Annotated in this window: 19 protein-coding genes; 12 read left to right on the forward strand and 7 right to left on the reverse strand. The window is 69.9% G+C overall.

The features are described 5' to 3' along the window. A partial coding sequence (locus tag KBZ04_RS04005) for a hypothetical protein (RefSeq protein ID WP_254990619.1) occupies positions 1-199 on the forward strand: 199 nt, incomplete at its 5' end. 30 nt (positions 200-229) lie between these two features. Here KBZ04_RS04005 and KBZ04_RS04010 read toward each other — a convergent pair. Continuing rightward, positions 230-1,264, reverse strand: a complete 1,035-nt coding sequence (locus tag KBZ04_RS04010) for a fatty acid desaturase family protein (protein WP_254990620.1) — start codon at positions 1,262-1,264, stop codon at positions 230-232. A gap of 187 nt (positions 1,265-1,451) precedes the next feature. On the opposite strand from KBZ04_RS04010, the gene KBZ04_RS04015 reads away from it, so the two are divergent. The 5 genes from KBZ04_RS04015 to KBZ04_RS04035 all read left to right on the forward strand — a co-directional run bounded on the left by KBZ04_RS04015 (position 1,452) and on the right by KBZ04_RS04035 (position 5,478). Further along, positions 1,452-2,318, forward strand: coding sequence for an SWIM zinc finger family protein (locus KBZ04_RS04015; RefSeq protein ID WP_254990621.1), 867 nt, complete (start codon positions 1,452-1,454; stop codon positions 2,316-2,318). Positions 2,319-2,540: 222 nt separating this feature from the next. Beyond that, positions 2,541-3,434 (forward strand): DUF1194 domain-containing protein, encoded by an 894-nt coding sequence (locus KBZ04_RS04020; RefSeq protein ID WP_254990622.1) that lies wholly within the window; start codon positions 2,541-2,543, stop codon positions 3,432-3,434. A 127-nt stretch (positions 3,435-3,561) separates the two neighbouring features. Further along, positions 3,562-4,389: a hypothetical protein gene (locus tag KBZ04_RS04025; protein WP_254990623.1), complete on the forward strand. Its 828-nt coding sequence runs from the start codon at positions 3,562-3,564 to the stop codon at positions 4,387-4,389. A gap of 10 nt (positions 4,390-4,399) precedes the next feature. Continuing rightward, entirely contained in the window at positions 4,400-4,981 is a 582-nt protein-coding gene (locus KBZ04_RS04030; RefSeq protein ID WP_315860048.1) for an MEKHLA domain-containing protein, read from the forward strand. A 77-nt stretch (positions 4,982-5,058) separates the two neighbouring features. Next, the gene (locus KBZ04_RS04035) at positions 5,059-5,478 is read left to right on the forward strand and encodes an Hsp20/alpha crystallin family protein (RefSeq protein ID WP_254990624.1); all 420 of its coding nucleotides are present in this window, start codon (positions 5,059-5,061) and stop codon (positions 5,476-5,478) included. Positions 5,479-5,483: 5 nt separating this feature from the next. Here the strand turns inward: KBZ04_RS04035 and KBZ04_RS04040 are convergent, their stop codons facing one another. Then, positions 5,484-5,849, reverse strand: coding sequence for a PilZ domain-containing protein (locus KBZ04_RS04040; protein WP_254990626.1), 366 nt, complete (start codon positions 5,847-5,849; stop codon positions 5,484-5,486). A 131-nt stretch (positions 5,850-5,980) separates the two neighbouring features. On the opposite strand from KBZ04_RS04040, the gene KBZ04_RS04045 reads away from it, so the two are divergent. After that, the gene (locus KBZ04_RS04045; protein ID WP_254990627.1) at positions 5,981-7,756 is read left to right on the forward strand and encodes a diflavin flavoprotein; all 1,776 of its coding nucleotides are present in this window, start codon (positions 5,981-5,983) and stop codon (positions 7,754-7,756) included. Next, the gene (locus KBZ04_RS04050; protein WP_254990628.1) at positions 7,756-9,573 is read left to right on the forward strand and encodes a diflavin flavoprotein; all 1,818 of its coding nucleotides are present in this window, start codon (positions 7,756-7,758) and stop codon (positions 9,571-9,573) included. The genes KBZ04_RS04045 and KBZ04_RS04050 overlap by 1 nt, the downstream gene beginning before the upstream one ends. 9 nt (positions 9,574-9,582) lie before the next feature. Here the strand turns inward: KBZ04_RS04050 and KBZ04_RS04055 are convergent, their stop codons facing one another. From KBZ04_RS04055 to KBZ04_RS04070, 4 genes are all read right to left on the reverse strand, one after another. Next, positions 9,583-9,837 carry a hypothetical protein gene (locus KBZ04_RS04055; RefSeq protein WP_254990629.1) on the reverse strand — a complete coding sequence of 85 codons (255 nt, stop codon included), beginning with the start codon at positions 9,835-9,837 and terminating at the stop codon, positions 9,583-9,585. A 64-nt stretch (positions 9,838-9,901) separates the two neighbouring features. Beyond that, complete coding sequence (gene gcvP, locus KBZ04_RS04060; RefSeq protein WP_254990630.1) at positions 9,902-12,850, reverse strand: aminomethyl-transferring glycine dehydrogenase; 2,949 nt, start codon at positions 12,848-12,850, stop codon at positions 9,902-9,904. Between the two features lie 37 nt (positions 12,851-12,887). Then, complete coding sequence (gene gcvH / locus KBZ04_RS04065; RefSeq protein WP_254990631.1) at positions 12,888-13,277, reverse strand: glycine cleavage system protein GcvH; 390 nt, start codon at positions 13,275-13,277, stop codon at positions 12,888-12,890. Positions 13,278-13,304: 27 nt separating this feature from the next. Next, positions 13,305-14,552, reverse strand: coding sequence for an aminotransferase class I/II-fold pyridoxal phosphate-dependent enzyme (locus tag KBZ04_RS04070; RefSeq protein ID WP_254990635.1), 1,248 nt, complete (start codon positions 14,550-14,552; stop codon positions 13,305-13,307). Positions 14,553-14,758: 206 nt separating this feature from the next. Between KBZ04_RS04070 and KBZ04_RS04075 the strand changes: the two genes are divergently transcribed. Then, a complete protein-coding gene (locus KBZ04_RS04075; protein ID WP_254990637.1) occupies positions 14,759-15,637 on the forward strand; it encodes an acyl-CoA desaturase in 879 nt (292 codons plus the stop codon). Here the strand turns inward: KBZ04_RS04075 and KBZ04_RS04080 are convergent, their stop codons facing one another. Continuing rightward, complete coding sequence (locus tag KBZ04_RS04080) at positions 15,638-16,453, reverse strand: hypothetical protein (protein ID WP_254990632.1); 816 nt, start codon at positions 16,451-16,453, stop codon at positions 15,638-15,640. It abuts the gene before it with no gap. 56 nt (positions 16,454-16,509) lie between these two features. Here KBZ04_RS04080 and KBZ04_RS04085 point away from each other — a divergent pair, with 56 nt between their 5' ends. The 3 genes from KBZ04_RS04085 to KBZ04_RS04095 all read left to right on the forward strand — a co-directional run. After that, entirely contained in the window at positions 16,510-17,526 is a 1,017-nt protein-coding gene (locus KBZ04_RS04085) for an acyl-CoA desaturase (protein ID WP_254990633.1), read from the forward strand. A 42-nt stretch (positions 17,527-17,568) separates the two neighbouring features. Next, positions 17,569-18,030 (forward strand): 50S ribosomal protein L9, encoded by a 462-nt coding sequence (gene rplI / locus KBZ04_RS04090; RefSeq protein WP_254990634.1) that lies wholly within the window; start codon positions 17,569-17,571, stop codon positions 18,028-18,030. Positions 18,031-18,148: 118 nt separating this feature from the next. Then, positions 18,149-18,652: DnaB-like helicase N-terminal domain-containing protein (locus KBZ04_RS04095; protein ID WP_315860049.1), on the forward strand; the 504-nt coding region annotated here is incomplete at its 3' end.

Genomic DNA, 18,652 nt, shown 5'->3' on the forward strand with positions numbered 1-18,652 from the left:
GGCCTACCGGATCGGCCAGACCAACCGGGTGCTGGTGCACAAGTTCATCACCAGCGGTTCGGTGGAGGAGAAGATCGACCGCATGATCGAGGAGAAATCCAAGCTGGCCGCCGACATCGTCGGCAGCGGCGAGGAATGGCTGGGTGGCTTCGACGTGGGCCAGCTCCGGGATCTGGTGGCCCTGGACGACGGCCCCTGACGACGGGGAAGGGGTGCGCTGCCTGCCGGCTCAGCGGCTGACCAGGGCCGCGGCTTCCGGCTCCCCCATCACCGGCAGAAGCAGCGGCAGGGCCAGGGGGGCGGCGGCGGCAGGCGTCTGACCCATGCGGCGCAGCCAGCGGTAGTGGGAGGCCACACCGGCGAGGAAGGAACGGTGGCTGCGGAAGGGCACGCCGCAGTCGCGGCAGGTCTGCTCGACGATGGCGGACAGCTGGGGGTAATGGACGTGGCAGATGCGGGGGAACAGATGATGCTCCACCTGGAAGTTCAGGCCCCCCAGCAACCAGCTCAGCAGGCCGTTGGAGCGACTGAAATCCACCGTGGTGGCGAGCTGGTGGTCGGCCCAGGGGCCCATGCCGGCATCGGCGGCAGCGACGCCGGGAAAGTCGGCCTCCTCCACGCAGTGGGCCAGCTGGAACACCACGCTCAGCACGATCCCCTGCACCATCGCCGTCACCACGTAGCAGCCGATCACCGCAGCGAGGGGATGGAACTGCAGCGGCAGCGCAAAGGCCAAGGAGAAGAAGATCACCTTGCCGCCCAGGACCACCAGCCAGTCGGACGGAGAGAGCGGGGGCAGGGAATGGTCGCCGCGGCCGCGGCTGGCGAGATCGGCAAAGTCATCGAAGAACTGCCACTTGATCGGCAGCATGCCGTAGAGGGGCCACAGATAGAGGTGCTGCCAGCGATGCCACCAGCAGTGGGGCTGGTGGGGCGAGAGGCGCCCGATCAAGCCGAGGTTGATGTCGTCGTCGTGGCCGGAGATGTTGGTGAAGGTGTGGTGCAGGCCGTTGTGCTTGTGGGCCCAGATCAGGGAACTGCCGCCCAGCAGGTCGAGCGTCATGGCGGCGGCCCTGTTGATCCAGCGGTGGCGCGAATAGGCGCCGTGGCCACCGTCGTGCTGGATGTTGAAGCCGATGGCGGCGATCGCCAGGCCGAGGCAGGCCGAGAGGGCCACCGCCACCGGCCAGCTGCTGGCCTGGAAGACAAGCCACCCATAGGTGAGTGCGAACCAGGCCAGGATCAGGGCCGATTTGACCGCCATGGCCGGTGCATCACGCCGGTCCTGGCCCGTGCTCTCGAAGTGCCGGTGAACCCTTGCCCTCAGAAGACTGTGAAAACCGTCGCCGGCGCCGAACGTGATGCGATTCAAGGACTCCACGCCCTGCGTCGGGACAACCTAGGCCAGTGGGTCCGGCAGGCGTCAGGATGGGCGGCGTGAGGCCGGCGCCATGACCAGCTCCTTCCCCGGCGCCAACGGCGCCATCACCACCCAGCTGGGCCAGCAGGGTCTGGGGCAGCAGCCCTGGTGGGTGGAGCAGTGGATGGAGCTGATCCACTCCTATCGGTTCAAGAAACGCCTGGAGCGCGCCTGGACCTACGCCCGGGAAGGCAATGTCGTCTCGATCCGCTTCGAGGGGCGGCGGGTCCATGCCCGGGTGCAGGGCACTGATCCGGATCCCTACAAGGTGAAACTCTGGCTCGACGTGCTCAACGACGAGGACTGGGGCTATGTGCTGGAGGCCCTGAGCCAGAAGGCCCGCTGGTCGGCCCAGCTGCTGGCGGGGATCATGCCGGCCGACATCGAGCGGGCCTTCGCCGCCAGCGGCAAGCGTCTGTTCCCGTTCAAGCTCCAGGAGGTGCGCAGCGAGTGCAGCTGCCCCGACAAGGCCAACCCCTGCAAGCACATCAGCGCCGTCTACTACCTGATGGGGGATCGCTTCAGCGAGGACCCCTTCGTGCTGTTCCAGCTGCGGGGCCGCACCCGCAGCCAGTTGCTGGGCGATCTGGCCAAGCGCCGCCGGGAGGGGGTGGTGGCGCCTGTGGAGCATGCGCCCCATCCGACCCATCCCGCCATCGCCGATCCGGCCCGCTGGTGGCGCTACGACGCCCCCCTCGATCCCGATCTGGTGGTGATCACACCGGCCATGGAAGGGGAGTCGGGCCTCGATGGCGCCGGCCCCCTGCCCCTGGCCGAGGAGCCCCGCTTCCCGGAGGCCAACCAGCTGTTCCTGGACACCCTCAAGGCCCACGGCACCGGCATGGCCCAGCAGGCCATGGCCAGGGCCATGGCCACCGGCAGCGACAGCGACGCCTGAGGGATCGGCGCAGAAGCCCTGCGGTGGCAGCCGACCCCTGAGGTCAACCCGGCGCTGCGTTTAAGGCATTGTTAAGTTCATGGGCAACGGGTGAAAGTTCTATCACCTGCTGCTAAGGTTTGGCCGCTAGTCACTCACCTCCTCGGAGGCCCTGTGCACTGCCTGCGTTCAGGCAGGTTCTGAAATCCCGGAACACCACACCGTCCCCCCACCCTTTCCGCCATGAGAACCACCCTCAAGCCCCTGCTCCGAGGAGGAGCTGCCGCAGCGGCGATCGCCATCACCCTGCTGGGCGGCGCCCAGCAGGCCCGGGCCATTGATGTCTTCCAGGAGCTGTTCCTGTCGCTGGATGCCTCCGGCAGCATCGACAACGACGAATTCAAGCTCTACAGGGACGGTTACGTCAGCGCCTTCCAGGACGCCGCCGTACGGACACAGATCGCCGAAACCTTCGCCCCCGGTCGTAACGGCCTGGCGATTGCCGTGGGCCAGTGGGCCACAACCGCTGCCCCGACCCTGGCGATCGACTGGAAGCACATCACGGATCTCACCACCGATGGTGTCAATGGCGGCACCTCCCTGGACAGCTTCATCACCGCCCTTGACAACATGAACCGCCAGGGCGGCATTGGCACAGCGACCTGCATTGATTGCGGCATGCTCGCCGCCATCACGGCGATTGATACCAATGCCTTCACCACCACCCGTGCCAACGGTCGGGTGATCGACATCTCCACCGATGGAGTGGGGAACCGCGACCTGGCGAGCTGCCCCACCCAGGGCAACTTCGCCCAGTGTGCGAAGGACCAGCGGGCCAGTGCCGTGGCCAAGAACATCATCATCAACGGTCTTGGGGTCGGCGGCACTGCCAGTGGCTTCCTGACCGCCAATGTGGCAACTCCCCTCAACGGAGACACCAAAGCTGGCTTTGTTCAGACAGCAGATGGCTTCGACGACTTCGAGGCGGCCATCACCACGAAGCTGATCCGCGAAGTGGGTCCCGGTCCCGAGGATACGGTGCCCGGCCCCCTGCCCGTCCTTGGTGCCGCCGCCGCCTTCGGCTTCTCCCGCAAGCTGCGCCGCCGCATCAACACCGCCAACCTGCACCAGGCCTGATCAGCCGCCGCCGGCAGATCCTCCAGCCCGGCCCTGTGCCGGGCTTTTTTCATGGCGACCTGCTGGCCAGCCGGCTGTCCATCGACCAACCTGACCCCAGCAACGCCTGACGCCCGAGCCGCCACCCATGAGCCCCCACGCCGACCCCCAGCCCACGGCCGATAGCTACATCGAGGACGTCGCCAGCGCCCTCAACTGGGGAGCAATCCTCCTCTTCGTCCTGTTCCTGATGGGGATCATCGGCTCGGCCTGGCCGGTGCGCCTGATCGATCCCCTCTGGCTCCAGTCCGTGGGCGACAAGCTGCTCGCCTCGGGGCCCATCGCCATGGTGGGGGCCGTGCTGCTGCTGCTCGCCAAGATCCTCGATCCCCAGTCCGCTCCGATCGGGAACCGTGTCACCCTGCTGCGGCGCCTCAGCTTCTGGATCGCCTTCGGTTTCCTGCTGCTGATCCCGTTGCAGATCTACAGCGGTATCAGCCTGCTGCGCCAGTTCAGGGCCAACGACACCCGGGAACTGAACGCCTACATCGCCACCACCCGGGCGATCGAAAGCGCCCGTTCCTACGACGACATCCTCAAGGCCATGCGGCTGCTGCCCGGCCAGGCCCCGGCGCTGCCCGCCAGCATCGATGTCCCCCTGGAGGTCGTCAAGACGAAGCTCAGCAACGACCTCAATCCCTTCATCAAGCGCTACCAGAACAGCTCCGATGCCTTGGGCATGAAGCGCCTCAACGACTGGTTCGTTCAGCTCGCCCGGAACGTCATCGCCGCCCTGCTGCTGTTCTTCAGCTTCGCCGCCATCGGCAAGCGCTTCGCCTACCAGCCCACCCTGCTGCAGAGCGTGCTCTCGGGCCGGCTGCTCTCCGCCTTCGGCAGCCGGCGGCATCAGGCCCCCCCGGAAATGGACGCGGCCATGCGCATGATGATGCCCGACGACAGCGAGTCCCGTCCTTAGGGGCGCCGCCATGCCAGCGCCGCCGCCGCCCCCCTGGCTGGGCGGGGCCGCCATCGCCACCACCGGGCGCCTCCTGGCTGGCCACCGGCTGGCCTTCGGGCGGCCCTTGCTGGCGGGCGTGCACCCAGGCGCGTCGCCTGTGCAGGCGGCCCAGGAACTGTTCGTGGCTGCAACGGTGGTGCTGGCCCACGACGGCGGCGACGATCCCCGGCTGATCTACGCCAACCGTGCTGCGCTTCTGCTGTGGCGCCGCCCCTGGGGCGCCATGGTGGGCCTGCCGTCCCGGCTCACGGCCGAGCCGGCCGAACGGCAGAGCCGGGCGCACGCCCTGGAGCAGGCCCGAAGCCGCCAAGCTCTCACAGGCTACGCCGGGGTCCGCATCGACAGCGGCGGCCGCCGGTTTCGCCTCGAGAACGCCAGGTTGTGGACCCTGCGGGATGGTGACGGCCAACCCTGCGGCCAGGCGGCCGCGTTCGCCACCTGGTGGTGGCTCGAGGCGCCCCGTTCCGGTTCTCCACCCCCGCTGGCGAAGAGGCCGAACCTGGTTGGGGGGACCGAACCGGGCGCGTCGGTTCTCCCCCTCAAGGATTGAGGGCCAGGCGGGCACATTGACGACACGGGCGGTGCTTCACCCGGCCCTTCCCGTTCCTTGTATCGGCAACCACAACCATGCGTACTCTGCATTCATCCCCTTTCGATCTCTTCGACCGGCTGGAGCAACAGCTGCAGACAGCCGAACGGGTTCCCGCCGCCGAGATTCACGAGACCGAGGCGATGTATTCCATCGCCCTGGAACTTCCTGGCGTCGACCGCTCGTCCATCGACGTCAAGGCCACGGACCGCTCCTTGATCATCACCGCTGAACGGCGCGCCCCCCAGCTGGCTGACGACAGCAGCACCGAAACCGAAGGCCACCGCCGCGCACCCCTGCTGAGTGAATTCCGCTACGGCACCTGGAGCCGCAGCTTCCGCTTCCCCGGCGGCATTCAGCGGGACGCCCTGGAAGCCCACTACCGCGATGGTCTGCTGATCGTGACGGCACCCAAGGCCCAGTCCCTGACCTCCGTCACGGTGAAGCTGGCCGATTGAGGCCCTCAGTCCTCGATGCGGTGGGCGGAATCGAGGGAGAGACCGATCACCGAGATGTAGCTGGTGGCTTCGATCCAGCGCACAGTGCCTCGCAGGTCGTAGGTCTCTCCCTCCCCGTCTCCCACCACCACACTGCAGTGCTGGCCGACGGCGACGTCATGGCCGGCCTCGATGGCCATCTTCATCCCGTCCACGCTGAGATCGAGCACTTCTCCCAGCACCCCCTCAGAGCCGACCAGCGATTCATGGTGGAGGCGAGCCGTGGCCAGCCCCGTCGGAGGCTTGAAACGATCAGAACGCGAGGCTTCCTGAAGACGCTCCTCCAGGCGGCGAAAAGCCTCCCGAAACCGGTCCAAGTCTTCGGTGACCACCTATGGGCTCGCCTTGGGACGATTCCGATGCATTGTCCACCTGTCCGCAAGGTTGGTTGGGCGTGGTCTAACAGACCGAAAGCGACACTGACCTGCCTACAGTCACAGGCCTGCGGAAGGAGTCTGACCCCATGAGCAGCAGCACCGCCAGCGCCCCGCCTTCGATCGCGGCCGCGGCTGGCCGCCTCAGCCTCCAGTGCGAACCGATCGCGGCCGACACCACGACGATCCGCTCCCTCGACTGGGACCGCAGTCGCTTCGACATCGAATTCGGCCTGCGCAACGGCACCACCTACAACGCCTTCCTGGTGCGGGGCGAGCGCACCGCCCTGGTGGACACCAGCCACGCCAAGTTCCGCGACACCTGGATCCCCCTTCTCGAAGGTCTGATCGAACCCACCGCGATCGATCACCTGATCGTCTCCCACACCGAGCCGGACCATTCCGGCCTGATCGGTGATCTGATCGACCGCCATCCAGACATCGAGATCGTCGGCTCCAAGGTGGCGATCCAGTTCCTTCAGGACCAGGTGCACCGCCCCTTCCGCAGCCGTGCCGTCAAGAGCGGCGATGAGCTCGACCTGGGCGTGCATCCCGACAGCGGCGTGGGCCACCGTTTCAGCTTCCTCAGTGCACCCAACCTGCACTGGCCCGACACGATCTTCTCCTTCGACCACGGCACCGGCATCCTCTACACCTGTGATGCCTTCGGTCTGCATTACTGCTCCGACGACCTGTTCGATGTCGACCCCGGCGCCATCGCCCCGGACTTCCGCTTCTACTACGACTGCCTGATGGCCCCCAACGCCCGCAGCGTGCTGCAGGCGCTGAAGCGGATGGAGGGGTTGCCGGAGATCAGCACGATCGCCGTGGGCCATGGCCCCCTGCTGCGGGAGCATCTGCCCCTCTGGGTGGGCGATTACCGCGACTGGAGCGGCCAGCGCAGCGCCGGCGAGGCCTATGCGGCCGTCTGCTATCTGAGCCAGTACGGCTTCTGCGACCGGCTCAGCCAGGCCATCGCCCGGGGTGTGGGCAAGGCCTCCGGCCAGGTGCAGCTCGTCGACCTGCGCGGCACCGATCCCCAGGAGCTCGCCGCCCTGATCGGTGAGGCCAGCGCCGTGGTGGTTCCCACCTGGCCCGCCTCCCCCGACGCCGACCTGCAGACGGCCATCGGCACCCTGCTGGCGGCCCTCCATCCCAAGCAGTGGGTGGGCTGCTACGACGCCTTCGGCGGCAACGACGAACCGATCGACACCCTGGCCGGCCAGCTGCGCAACCTGGGGCAGAAATGGGCCTTCGAGCCCCTGCGGATTCGCCAGGTTCCAAGCGGCGCCGACTACCAGCGCTGCGAGGAGGCCGGCACCGACCTGGGCCAGCTGCTCACCAAGGAGAAGACCATCGCCGCCATGAAGGCCATCGATGGGGATCTGGACAAGGCCCTGGGGCGCCTCAGCGGCGGGCTGTACATCGTCACGGCCCGCCAGGACGACGGGGCCGGCAGCCGCAGCGGCGCCATGGTGGCCAGCTGGGTGAGCCAGGCGAGCTTCGATCCACCGGGGCTCACGGTGGCGGTCGCCAAGGACCGGGCCATCGAGGCCCTGATGCAGGTGGACGACCGTTTCGTGCTCAACGTGCTGCGGGAGGACAATCACCAGCCCCTGCTGCGCCACTTCCTGCGCCGCTTCCCACCGGGCGCCGACCGCTTCGCCGGTGTGAACGTGCTCGAGGGTGTGGCCGCCGGCGGTCCTGTGCTGGGGGATGCCCTGGCCTACCTGGGCTGCCGGGTGACCCAGCGCATGGAAGGCCCTGACCACTGGATCATCTATGCGGTGGTGGAGGAGGGCAACGTGGCCGACACCACCGCCGCCACGGCCGTGCATCACCGCAAGGTGGGCAACCACTACTGATGACGTCCTCTCCCACCGCGACCGATCGGCGCGTCATCACCCTTCCCGTCGAACCGGGCCTGCTCTGCCTGCGCGGCCTCAGCCCCCGGCGGCTGCGCTTCGAAGTCGAATACGGCCTCGAGCGGGGCACCACCGCCAACAGCTTCCTCTTCCAGCAGGGCGCCTCCGGCGGCGCCCCCGTGCTGATCCATCCGCCGGGGGCCTCCTTCGCCGCCCCCTTCCTGGAGCAGCTGGCCCTGCTCGTGGCGGCCGACGCGCCCCTGAAGGTGGTGGTGGGCCACGTCAACCCCAACCGGGTCGCCCTGCTCAAGCAGCTGGCGGCGGGCTGGCCGGCCACGGTGCTGGTGGCCTCCAATCCCGGCGCCCAGGTGCTCGCCGAACTCTGGGAGCAGCAGTGGCCGGGCCAGGGGGGTGAGGCCGCCGCCCCAGCCGACCCGGTGCCCCTGCCGACGATCGAGGTGGTGAAGCAGGAGACCAGCCGCACCCTCGCCGACGGCCATGTCCTCACCCTTCTCCCCACCCCCACCCCCCGCTGGCCCGGCGGCCTGATCGCCTTCGAGGCCACCACGGGGCTGCTGATGAGCGGCAAGTTCTTCGCCGCCCACCTCTGCACCGAGGACTTCGCCGAGGCGAACCGCACCAGCACCGAGGAGGACCGCCGCTACTACTTCGACTGCCTGATGGCGCCCATGGCCCGCCAGGTGGAGACGGTGGTCGACCGGCTCGACGAACTGCCGATCCGCACCATCGCACCGGGCCACGGCCCGGCCATCGCCCAGAGCTGGCGCAGCCTGCTGGCCGACTACCGCCGCTGGGGGGAGAGTCAGGAGAAGGCCAGCCTGTCGGTGGCCCTGCTGTACGCGAGCGCCTACGGCAACACCGCCGCCATCGCCGACGCCCTCTCCCAGGGGGTGGCCCGCAGCGGCGTGCGGGTCGAGAGCATCAACTGCGAATTCGCACCCTCCGAGCAGCTGATGGAGGCGATCCACTCCTGCGATGCCCTGCTGATCGGCTCCCCCACCCTCGGGGGCCATGCCCCCACGCCGATCGTCTCGGCCCTCGGCACCGTGCTGGCCGAGGGCGACCGGGCCAAGCCGGTGGGGGTGTTCGGCAGTTTCGGCTGGAGCGGCGAGGCCATCGACCTGCTCGAAGCCAAGCTCCGCGACGGCGGCTTCCAGTTCGCCTTCGATCCGATCCGGATCAAGTTCAGCCCCGATCTGGCCACCCTGCGCACCCTGGAGGAAACCGGCACCGCCCTGGGCCGCCGCCTGCGCAGCCAGCATCGCCAGGCCCAGCGGCGCAGCACCGGTGGGGGGCTCAGCGAGAGCCGCACCAACCCGGCGATCCAGGCCCTCGGCAGGGTGGTGGGTGCCCTGTGCGTGGTGCTGGCCCGCAAGGGGGTTGGGCCCGAAGCGATCGGCGGAGCGATGGTGGCCAGCTGGGTCAGCCAGGCCAGCTTCAGTCCCCCCGGCTTCACCGTGGCGGTGGCCAAGGACCGGGCGATGGAGAGCCTGCTGCACGTGGGGGACAGCTTCAGCCTCAACGTGCTGGCGGCCGGGAAGGAAAGCGGCCCGATGAAGCGCTTCCTGCGGCCCTTCCCCCCGGGGGCCGATCGCCTGGCGGGCCTGGAGCTGGACGCCACCCCAGGTGGGCAACCCCTGCTGCCGGAGGCCCTGGCCTGGCTCGAGGCCCGCGTCAGCCAACGGATGGAATGCGGCGACCACTGGCTGCTCTACGCCGAGGCCCTCAGCGGCGACCTGCTGGATGCGGCCGCCACGACCGCCGTGCACCAGCGACGCAGCGGCGCCAGCTACTGACCCGCAGTCCTAGGCCGCGTGGGGCGGCGTGGGGGTGCCCCCACCGCCCAGCTGGAAAGGAAGCACGAGGGTGGCCCAATGGTCGGGCCGTTCGGGACGGCGGCGCCGGGCCCGGCGCACCCCGAAGGGCACCCGCACCACGTTGGTGCCATCCACCCGCTGGCTGGCCTCCGGCAAACCCGGAGAAAGGGCGCCCGGGCCCGGCCCATCGCCTGAATTGTCGTTGCCGTTCATGATCCCCATGAAATGAAAGGCGGTTGCCATCGCCGTGAAGGGATGGCACAGCAATGATGCGCCATGCCGGGGACAAAAGGTACCGGCGGAACACTCAGGCGGCCAGTTCGGAGATTGCCACTTCCTCGACGCTCGGGCAGGTGCAGACAAGGTTCCGATCACCGAAGGCGTTGTCGATGCGGGCGACGGCCGGCCAGAACTTGGCCTGCCGCTGGCTCTCCCCGGCGGGGAAGGCCGCCTCGCTGCGGCTGTAGGCCCGATCCCAGTCGTCGGCGGTGACCGCCGCCAGGGTGTGGGGCGCCTGCTTGAGCGGGTTGTCGAGGGGATCGGCGGCCCCGGTCTCGATCGCCCAGGCCTCGCGGCGGATCCCCTCCATCGCCGCACAGAAGCGATCGATCTCCGGCAGCGATTCGCTCTCGGTGGGCTCCACCATCACCGTGCCGGCCACCGGCCAGCTGACGGTGGGGGCATGGAAGCCGTAGTCCATCAGCCGCTTGGCCAGGTCGTCCACCTCCAGGCCGCAGCTGCGCTTGAGGGGCCGCAGATCGAGGATGCACTCATGGGCCACCCGGCCGCCACGGCCGCGGTAGAGCACGGGGAAGTGGGGCTCAAGGCGCTCGGCGATCAGGTTCGCCGCCAGCAGGGCCACCTGGCTGGCGGTGCGCAGGCCCTCCCCCCCCATCATGCGGATGTACATCCAGCTGATCGGCAGGATGCCGGCGCTGCCGAGGGGCGCCGCCGACACCGGCCCGATGGCCTGACCGGCCGCCCCACCGGCGCTTGCGGCGGCCAGGGGATGGGAGGGCAGGAACGGCACCAGGTGGGCCGCCACACCGATCGGCCCCACCCCGGGGCCACCGCCGCCGTGGGGGATGCAGAAGGTCTTGTGGAGGTTGAGGTGGCAGACGTCGGCGCCGTAGAGCCCGGGCTTGCAGAGGCCCACCTGGGCGTTGAGGTTGGCCCCATCCAGGTACACCTGGCCGCCGTGGTCGTGAACGACCTGGCAGATGCGGCGGATGCCGGTCTCGAACACCCCATGGGTGGAGGGGTAGGTGACCATCAGGGCCGCCAGGTCGGCGGCGTGGGCGACGGCCTTGGCCTCCAGGTCGGCGATGTCGATGTTGCCCTGGGCGTCGCAGGCCACCGCCACCACCCGCATGCCGGCCATGACGGCGCTGGCCGGATTGGTGCCGTGGGCGCTGGTGGGGATCAGGCACACCTGCCGGTGACCCTCGCCCCGGCTGCGGTGCCAGGCCCGGATCACCATCAGGCCGGCGTATTCCCCCTGGGAGCCGGCGTTCGGCTGCAGGGACACCCCCGCAAAACCGGTGATCGCCCCCAGCCACGCCTCCAGATCGGCCACCAGGGCGGCGTAGCCGGCGGTCTGGTCGGCGGGGGCGAAGGGATGGACCTGGGCGAAGGCCGGCCAGCTCACCGGCGCCAGCTCGGCGGCGGCATTGAGCTTCATCGTGCAGCTGCCCAGGGGGATCATGCCGTGGACGAGCGAAAGGTCCTTGCTGACCAGGCGCTGGATGTAGCGCAGCAGCTCCGTCTCGCTGCGGTAGCGATGGAACACCTCCTGGCCTAGCCAGGGGCGTTCCCGCCCGGGCACCCCCTCGAGAAGCTCCGCCAGGGGCTTGCCCTCCAGGGCAACCAGGCCCGCCTGGAGGGCCGTGCGCGCTGCGGTGGCGGCGGCGGGGTCCGCCGCCAGGGCCTCCAACAGGATGGCCAGCTCCTCGGGCGTGGAGAGTTCATCGAGGCTGATCGCCAGGGCGGCCTCACCGTCATCGCCACGGACGCCGCAGCGCAGGTTGAAGCCGGCGGCCACGGCCCGCTGGCGCAGGGCGGGGGCCGCGGCGGTGCGCAGCACCACGGTGTCGAAGCCGGCCCCCGGATCGGCCGCCAGCCCCAGGGCCTCCAGCCCCAGCACCAGCCCCTGGCGCAGCACCAGTAGGCGACGGGCGATGGCCTCGAGGCCATCGGGGCCGTGGTGGACCGCATAGAAGCTCGCCATCACGGCCAGCAGCACCTGGGCGGTGCAGATGTTGCTGGTGGCCTTGTCGCGCCGGATGTGCTGCTCCCGGGTCTGGAGGGCCAGCCGCAGGGCCGGATTCCCCTCCGCATCCTTCGACTGGCCCACCAGGCGGCCGGGGATCTGGCGCTTGAAGTCCTCCCGGGTGGCGAAGAAGGCGGCGTGGGGGCCACCGAACCCCATCGGCACCCCGTAGCGCTGCAGGCTGCCGACGGCGATGTCGGCGCCCAGCTCACCCACCGGGGCCAGCAGCGCCTGGGCCAGGGGATCCACCGCCACCGTGCTGATCACCGCACCGGAGCGGGCCGCCGCCAGCAGCGGCGAGGGATCCCAGAGCCGGCCCTCGACGCCGGGAAGCTGCAGCAGCAGGCCGAAGACGTCCTCGCCCAGGAACCCATCGGGGCCGTTGGCGGCGGCTTCGGCGTCGAAGATCTCGATGACGATCCCCAGGGGTTCGGCCCGGGTGTGGAGCACGGCAAGGGTCTGGGGCAGGACGGCCCGGTCGACCAGGAAGCGGCGGGTGCCGCGGCGCGTCGTGACCGCCGCCGCCATGGCCATCGCTTCGGCGGCGGCGGTGGCCTCATCCAGCAGGGAGGCGTTGGCGATCGGCAACCCCGTCAGCTCGCTGACCAGGGTCTGGAAATTGAGCAGGGCCTCCAGGCGGCCCTGGGCGATCTCCGCCTGGTAGGGGGTGTAGGCGGTGTACCAGCAGGGGTTTTCCAGCACATGGCGCTGGATCAGGGCCGGCGTCGCCGTGCCGTGGTAGCCGAGGCCGATCAGGCTGCGCACCACCGTGTTGCGGGCGGCCAGCGCCCCCAGCTCCTTCAGGGCCTGGGCCTCCGGGCAGGGGAGCGGCAGGCCGACCCTGGCCTCCTCCGCCGTCAGCAGGATGTCGGCCGGAACCACCTCGGCCGCCAGCTGATCGAGGGACCCCAGGCCGAGCTCCGCCAGCATCCGGTGCTGATCTTCAGGATCCGGACCCAGATGCCGGACCAGGAAGGAGGCGGACACGGGCGTTCGGCGTGGAGGTGGCGGGATCCTAAGGAATTCAGCCCGCCTGCACCTTGGCCCCGTAGGTGGCGGCATCCATCAGGTCGTCGAGCTCGCCGGGGGCCCCCAGCCGCACCAGCAGCAGCCAGCCCTCGCCATAGGGATCGTTCTGGAGCTCCTCGGGGCTGGCCAGGACGGCCTCGTTACGGGCCTCCACCGTTCCGCTCACCGGGGCCATCAGATCCTCCACCGCCTTGACCGATTCGACGCTGCCGAAGCTCGTGCCCCGCTCCAGGGCGGCCCCCACCGCCGGCAGCTCGACGAAAACGATGTCGCCCAGTTGATCAACGGCGAAGGAGCTGATGCCGAGGCGCACCAGGTCGCCCTCCGGGCGAACGTATTCGTGGCTCTCGGAATAGCGGCAGTCGTCGGGGAAGGAGTGCGCCAAGGCCGGTGGGATGCGGAGGAGGCTGATTCAGTCTGCCTGCGCCAGGGCCGTCAGGGCCCTCTCGAGGGCCAGGGCCACGTGGCCGTGGTGGGTGCCGCCCTGGGCATAGAGCACCCAGGGCTCCCGCAGCGGGCCGTCAGCGGAGAACTCGCTGGTGCTGCCGTCGATGAACGTGCCGCCCGCCATCACCAGATCACTGGCATAGCCGGGCATGCGGGCCGGCACCGGATCCAGGTAGGCCCCCACCGGTGACGACTGCTGGAACGCCCGGCACACGGCGATCAGCCGATCGGGATGGCCGAGTCGCACCGCCTGGATCACATCGCTGCGCTCGGCGCCGGGGGCGGGGTTCACCGGATCACCGAGACTGGCGAACACCTCGGCCACCAGCTCGGCGCCGATCAGGGCCTCGGCCACCATCTGGGGGGCCAGGAACAATCCCTGGAACAGCAGCCGGTACTGGTCGAAGCCGGTGCCCCCCTCACTGCCGATGCCCGGGGCGGTGAGCCGGCAGCAGGCCATCTCCACCAGCTCCCGGCGGCCCGCCACGTACCCCCCCGTCGGCGCAATGGTGCCGCCGAGATTCTTGATCAGGGAGCCGGCGATCAGGTCGGCCCCCACGGCGGTGGGTTCCTGCTCCTGCACCAGCTCCCCGTAGCAGTTGTCGACGAAGCAGATGCAGTCCGGCCGCAGCGCCCTGACCCGCTCGCAGAGGCGCCCGATCGTGGCCACCGAGAGGGAGGGGCGCCAGCTGTAGCCGCAGCTGCGCTGGATCAGCACCATCCGGGTCTCCGGGGCCAGGGCGTCCTCCAGGCCCGCCTCGTCCACCCCGCCATCAGGGGTGAGGGGCAGCTCGTCGTAGGTGATGCCGAACTCGGCCAGGGACCCCTGGCCCCGGCCCCGCAGCCCGATCACCTCCTCGAGGGTGTCGTAGGGGCGGCCGGTGAGCGCCAGCAGCCGGTCCCCGGGCCGCAGCACCCCGAACAGGGCGGCGGTGATGGCATGGGTGCCACTGACGAACTGGAGCCGCACGGCGGCGGCTTCGGCCTGCAGCACCCGGGCGAAGACCCGATCCAGCACCTCCCGGCCCAGGTCGCCGTGGCCGTAGCCGCTGACCGAGGCGAAGTGATGCACCCCCAGGCGCTCGGCGGCGAAGGCCTCCAGCACCCGCGCCAGGCGGGGCCGCACGGCGGCGGTGCGGCGGGCGGCCACCGGGGCCAGCCGCTCGAGGGCGGCGGCGACCGCATCGGCCGGGCTGGGACAGACCTGCTCCAAAGCCCTGGGGCCAGCAGGGGTCACTCTGCCATCGCTGCCGTGGGTCAGGATGGGAGGCCGAGCTCCAGACCACACCCGCCCTTCCACCGGAGAACCGCTTGGTCGCACGATCCGAAGCCTTCCGATCCGGCCAGAGCGCCGAGACCGTGCGCGTCCCCCGGCAGGACACCAGCCACTCGCGCAAGAAGGCCCAGCTGCTGGCGGCCATGGAGGGGCCCAGGCCGCCCCTGCCGGCACCGCAGCGCAAGTTCAAGAGCGGCACCACCGGCTTCATGCTGGCCATCCACGTGGGGGCCGTCTTCGCCCTGCTGCCCCGCTTCTGGAGCCTCCAGGGGGTGATCGTGCTGGCGGTCCTCTACTGGACCACGGTGCTGGGGGTGACCCTGGGGCTGCACCGGCTGGTGGCGCACCGGGGCTTCGAGGCGCCCCGCTGGGTGGAACGGTTGCTGGTGCTGATGGGCACCCTGGCCTGCCAGAGCGGCCCGATCGAATGGGTGGGCCTGCACCGGCACCACCACCTCTTTTCCGACCAGCCCAACGATCACCATGACGCGGCCCGGGGTCTGTGGTGGGCCCACAGCGAGTGGATGCTGCACAGGCTCCCGGCCCTCACCGAGATCCATCGCTTCACCGGCGACATGGAGAAGGATCCCTTCTACCGCTGGCTGGATCGCTGGTTCCTGCTGCTGCAACTGCCCCTGGGGGCCGCCCTGTACTGGTACGGCAACGGGGCGGGCGTCCATGGCGGCGGCCTGGGCCTGGTGCTCTGGGGCATTCCCCTGCGCCTGGTGCTCGTCTATCACGTCACCTGGCTGGTGAACTCCGCCACCCACGCCTTCGGCTACCGCAACTTCGACTGCCCCGACCGCTCCCGCAACTGCTGGTGGGTGGCCCTGCTCACCTTCGGCGAGGGTTGGCACAACAACCACCACGCCTATCCCCATTCAGCCCGCCACGGGCTGCGCTGGTTTGAGTTCGACATCACCTGGCAGCACATCCGCGCCCTGCGGGCCCTCGGTCTGGCCAGGCGTGTCCGCATCGCCCCCGTCTTCGGCCACCGCGGCGACGCGCCCGCCAGCGCCTGATCAGCGCTCCGCCGGTTCGGCCGGCGCCGGGATCGCCGCCCCGATCTCGCGACGGATGGCGGCCGCCAGGTCGTCAGGAGCCGGCTCGGAGCCGTCCCCCTGGAGCCGGCGGGCCCGCTGGCGCAGCAACTCCAGGAACCGGTCAGGGCCCAGCTCCTCCTCCCCCGCCGCCCCCAGGGCCGCCAGGGTGCGGCGCAGCTCCGGCAGTTCGGCATCGAGCTCCACCGCCGTGTAATCGCGCTGGCCGGCGATCACCTCGGCGAAGCGCTCCCGGCGCTGGCGCTTGGCCACCGGATAGGCCGCCATCAGCCGGTCACGGCAGTCACGCCAGGGCCTGCCGGCGGTGAGCAGCTGGGCCAGGGCGGCGCTGAGCCCCGCGGCCTCCGCCTCGCCGATGCGCAGGTCGAAGCTGGCCGGCGGCTGGCGGAAGCCCACGAACACTTCGAGCAGGGCCCCGGGCCCCAGCACCCGCTGCTGTTCGTCGCGCACCGGCAGGGCCGAGCTGCTGAGGGCGTCGAAGAGCTCGGGGTGGGCCGCCAGCAGCGTGCGCGCCGCCAGCGGCTCCAGCCGGCCCTCGGGGGCCTGGGCGTCGAGCCAGAGGTTGACGCTCCCCAGGGCCAGGAACACTTCCGGGCCCGGGGAGGCCAGCTTGCCGTTGCGCAGCATCGAGAGCTGGGAGTTGTGCACCCGGCCCAGGTCGAGGGCCTCGGCCAGCATGGGGAGAACCCGGTGGGACCAGCCGTTGCGCTCGTGCCAGACGCGGATCAGGTGGGCGAAGGCAATGCGGCCAGATACGAGTTCGTCTCGATATCCCACTCGATCAGGATTCGTATTGCTACCATCTTAATCACTCATCAGGAGCCCGGTCCTTCATGGCCGTCACCCCCCTCTCCCGCCCCGCCGTCCAGCCAGGCGCCCCATCCGGCAACCGCCGCGACGGGGGCACCAAAGCCCGCCACACCCGCCGCCCCGCCAGCATCAACCAGGGGGCCGATGCCCTGCTCCGGGCCCGGTCCCTGCACGAACCGCGCCGCGGCGAACCCCGGGGTGTCTCCCCCAAGGGCACCCGCTGGGGCACGATCGGCTTCATGGTCCTGATCCACATCCTGGCGGTGGTGGCCCTGCTGCCCCGCTTCTGGAGCCTGGAGGCCGTCGCTGCCCTGCTGGTGATGTACTGGGTCACCGCCTGCCTGGGCGTCACGATCGGCTACCACCGCCTGCTCAGCCACCGCTCCTTCCGCGTTCCCCAGTGGCTGGAACGTTTCTTCGCCACCTGCGGCGCCCTCAGTTGCCAGCACGGCCCGATCGACTGGGTCGGCCTGCACCGCCACCACCACAAGTTTTCCGATACGGAAGCGGATCACCACGACAGCAACAAGGGCTTCTGGTGGTCCCACATGGCCTGGATGTTCGAGGAGATTCCGGCGATGGCCGCCGTGCCCAGGCTCACCGGCGACCTGGCCGCCGACCCCTACTACCGCTGGCTGAACCACAGCTTCCTGCTGCTCCAGGTGCCCCTGGGCCTGCTGCTGTTCTGGATCGGCACCGTCACCGGTGCCGGCGGCTGGGCCCTGGTGCTGTGGGGCATCCCCCTGCGCCTGGTGATCGTCTACCAGTGCACCTGGCTGGTGAACTCCGCCACCCACATGTGGGGCGAGGCCGTCCACGACAGCGGCGACAAGTCGAAGAACAACCCCTGGGTGGCGGCCCTGACCTTCGGTGAGGGCTGGCACAACAACCACCACGCCTACCCCCATTCGGCCCGCCACGGCTTCGGCCCCCGCCAGTTCGACCTCACCTGGCAGCACATCCGTCTGATGCGGGCCCTGGGCCTGGCCACCCGGGTCCGCCTGCCCCGGGCCGCGGCCCCCGCCAGCCCCATGTCGTAGGCTGGCCGATCGGATTTCAGATGGCTCAGCCGGGGCGTTGTCATGGTCAAGAAGCGTGTGCAGGTGGTCCTGAGCGAGGACATCCTGTCCCTGGGCAAGAACGGGGACCTGGTGGATGTGGCCCCCGGCTACGCCCGGAACTACCTCCTGCCCACCGGCAAGGCCCTGGCCGTCACCGCTGCGGTGCTGCGCCAGGTGGAGCACCGCCGGGCCAAGGAGGTCGAGCGCCAGGCCGCCCTCAAGGCCGAGGCGATCGCCTTCCGCACCGCCCTCGACACCATCGGCCGCTTCACCGTCAAGAAGCAGACCGGCGGCGATGACGTCCTGTTCGGCACCGTCACCAACGGTGACGTGGCCGAAGCCATCGAGGCGGCCACCAAGAAGGAGGTCGACCGCCGGGTCATCACCGTTCCCGAAATTCACCGCACCGGCTCCTACAAGGTGCAGATCAAACTGCACCCCGAGGTTGTCGCCGACGTCAACCTGGAAGTGGTCAGCTACTGATCAGCCAGCAGCGAACCGATTTCTTCGGCTGCGGGCCCCAGAGTGATCCTTCTCACTGGTGCCCGATCCCGACCGATCCGGCTCCCATTCCCGTGAGTCGCCTTCTGGTGTTCCGTCCATGGTGAGCGTGCCTCTGGCTGGATCCGATCCCCCCCGGCCCGACGGGCCCAGGTCGGCGGCCAGGCGCGACGACCAGGCCGGTTTCGAGGCCCTGCCCGACTCCGTCCCCCCCCAGAACCTCGAGGCGGCGGAGTCTGTTCTGGGCGGCATCCTGCTGGATCCCGACGCCATCGGCCGGGTCGCCGACGTGCTGCGGCCCGAGGCCTTCTATCTCGGCGCCCACCGCGAGATCTACCGCACCGCCCTGATGCTCCACAGCCAGGGCAAGCCCACCGACCTCACGGCCATGGCCGCCTGGCTGGCCGACACCGGCCAGCTGGAGAAGGTGGGCGGCAGCGCCCGGCTGGTCGAGCTGGTGGAGCGCACCCTCTCCACCGCCTCCATCGACCAGGTGGCCCGCCTGGTGATGGACAAGCACCTGCGCCGGCAGCGGATCCGCTCCGCCAACGACGTGATCCGCCTGGGCTTCGACCAGCGCATCCCGATGGAGCAGGTGCTCGAT

Source organism: Cyanobium sp. N5-Cardenillas (assembly GCF_024345515.1).
GTDB lineage: Bacteria > Cyanobacteriota > Cyanobacteriia > PCC-6307 > Cyanobiaceae > Cyanobium.

Bases quoted from the DNA above. Each gene is read 5' to 3' on its own strand.
- KBZ04_RS04010 (WP_254990620.1), bottom strand. From the start codon at position 1,264: ATGGCGGTCAAATCGGCCCTGATCCTGGCCTGGTTCGCACTCACCTAT.
- KBZ04_RS04015 (WP_254990621.1), top strand. From the start codon at position 1,452: ATGACCAGCTCCTTCCCCGGCGCCAACGGCGCCATCACCACCCAGCTG.
- KBZ04_RS04020 (WP_254990622.1), top strand. From the start codon at position 2,541: ATGAGAACCACCCTCAAGCCCCTGCTCCGAGGAGGAGCTGCCGCAGCG.
- KBZ04_RS04025 (WP_254990623.1), top strand. From the start codon at position 3,562: ATGAGCCCCCACGCCGACCCCCAGCCCACGGCCGATAGCTACATCGAG.
- KBZ04_RS04030 (WP_315860048.1), top strand. From the start codon at position 4,400: ATGCCAGCGCCGCCGCCGCCCCCCTGGCTGGGCGGGGCCGCCATCGCC.
- KBZ04_RS04035 (WP_254990624.1), top strand. From the start codon at position 5,059: ATGCGTACTCTGCATTCATCCCCTTTCGATCTCTTCGACCGGCTGGAG.
- KBZ04_RS04045 (WP_254990627.1), top strand. From the start codon at position 5,981: ATGAGCAGCAGCACCGCCAGCGCCCCGCCTTCGATCGCGGCCGCGGCT.
- KBZ04_RS04050 (WP_254990628.1), top strand. From the start codon at position 7,756: ATGACGTCCTCTCCCACCGCGACCGATCGGCGCGTCATCACCCTTCCC.
- KBZ04_RS04055 (WP_254990629.1), bottom strand. From the start codon at position 9,837: ATGGCAACCGCCTTTCATTTCATGGGGATCATGAACGGCAACGACAAT.
- KBZ04_RS04075 (WP_254990637.1), top strand. From the start codon at position 14,759: ATGGAGGGGCCCAGGCCGCCCCTGCCGGCACCGCAGCGCAAGTTCAAG.
- KBZ04_RS04085 (WP_254990633.1), top strand. From the start codon at position 16,510: ATGGCCGTCACCCCCCTCTCCCGCCCCGCCGTCCAGCCAGGCGCCCCA.
- rplI (WP_254990634.1), top strand. From the start codon at position 17,569: ATGGTCAAGAAGCGTGTGCAGGTGGTCCTGAGCGAGGACATCCTGTCC.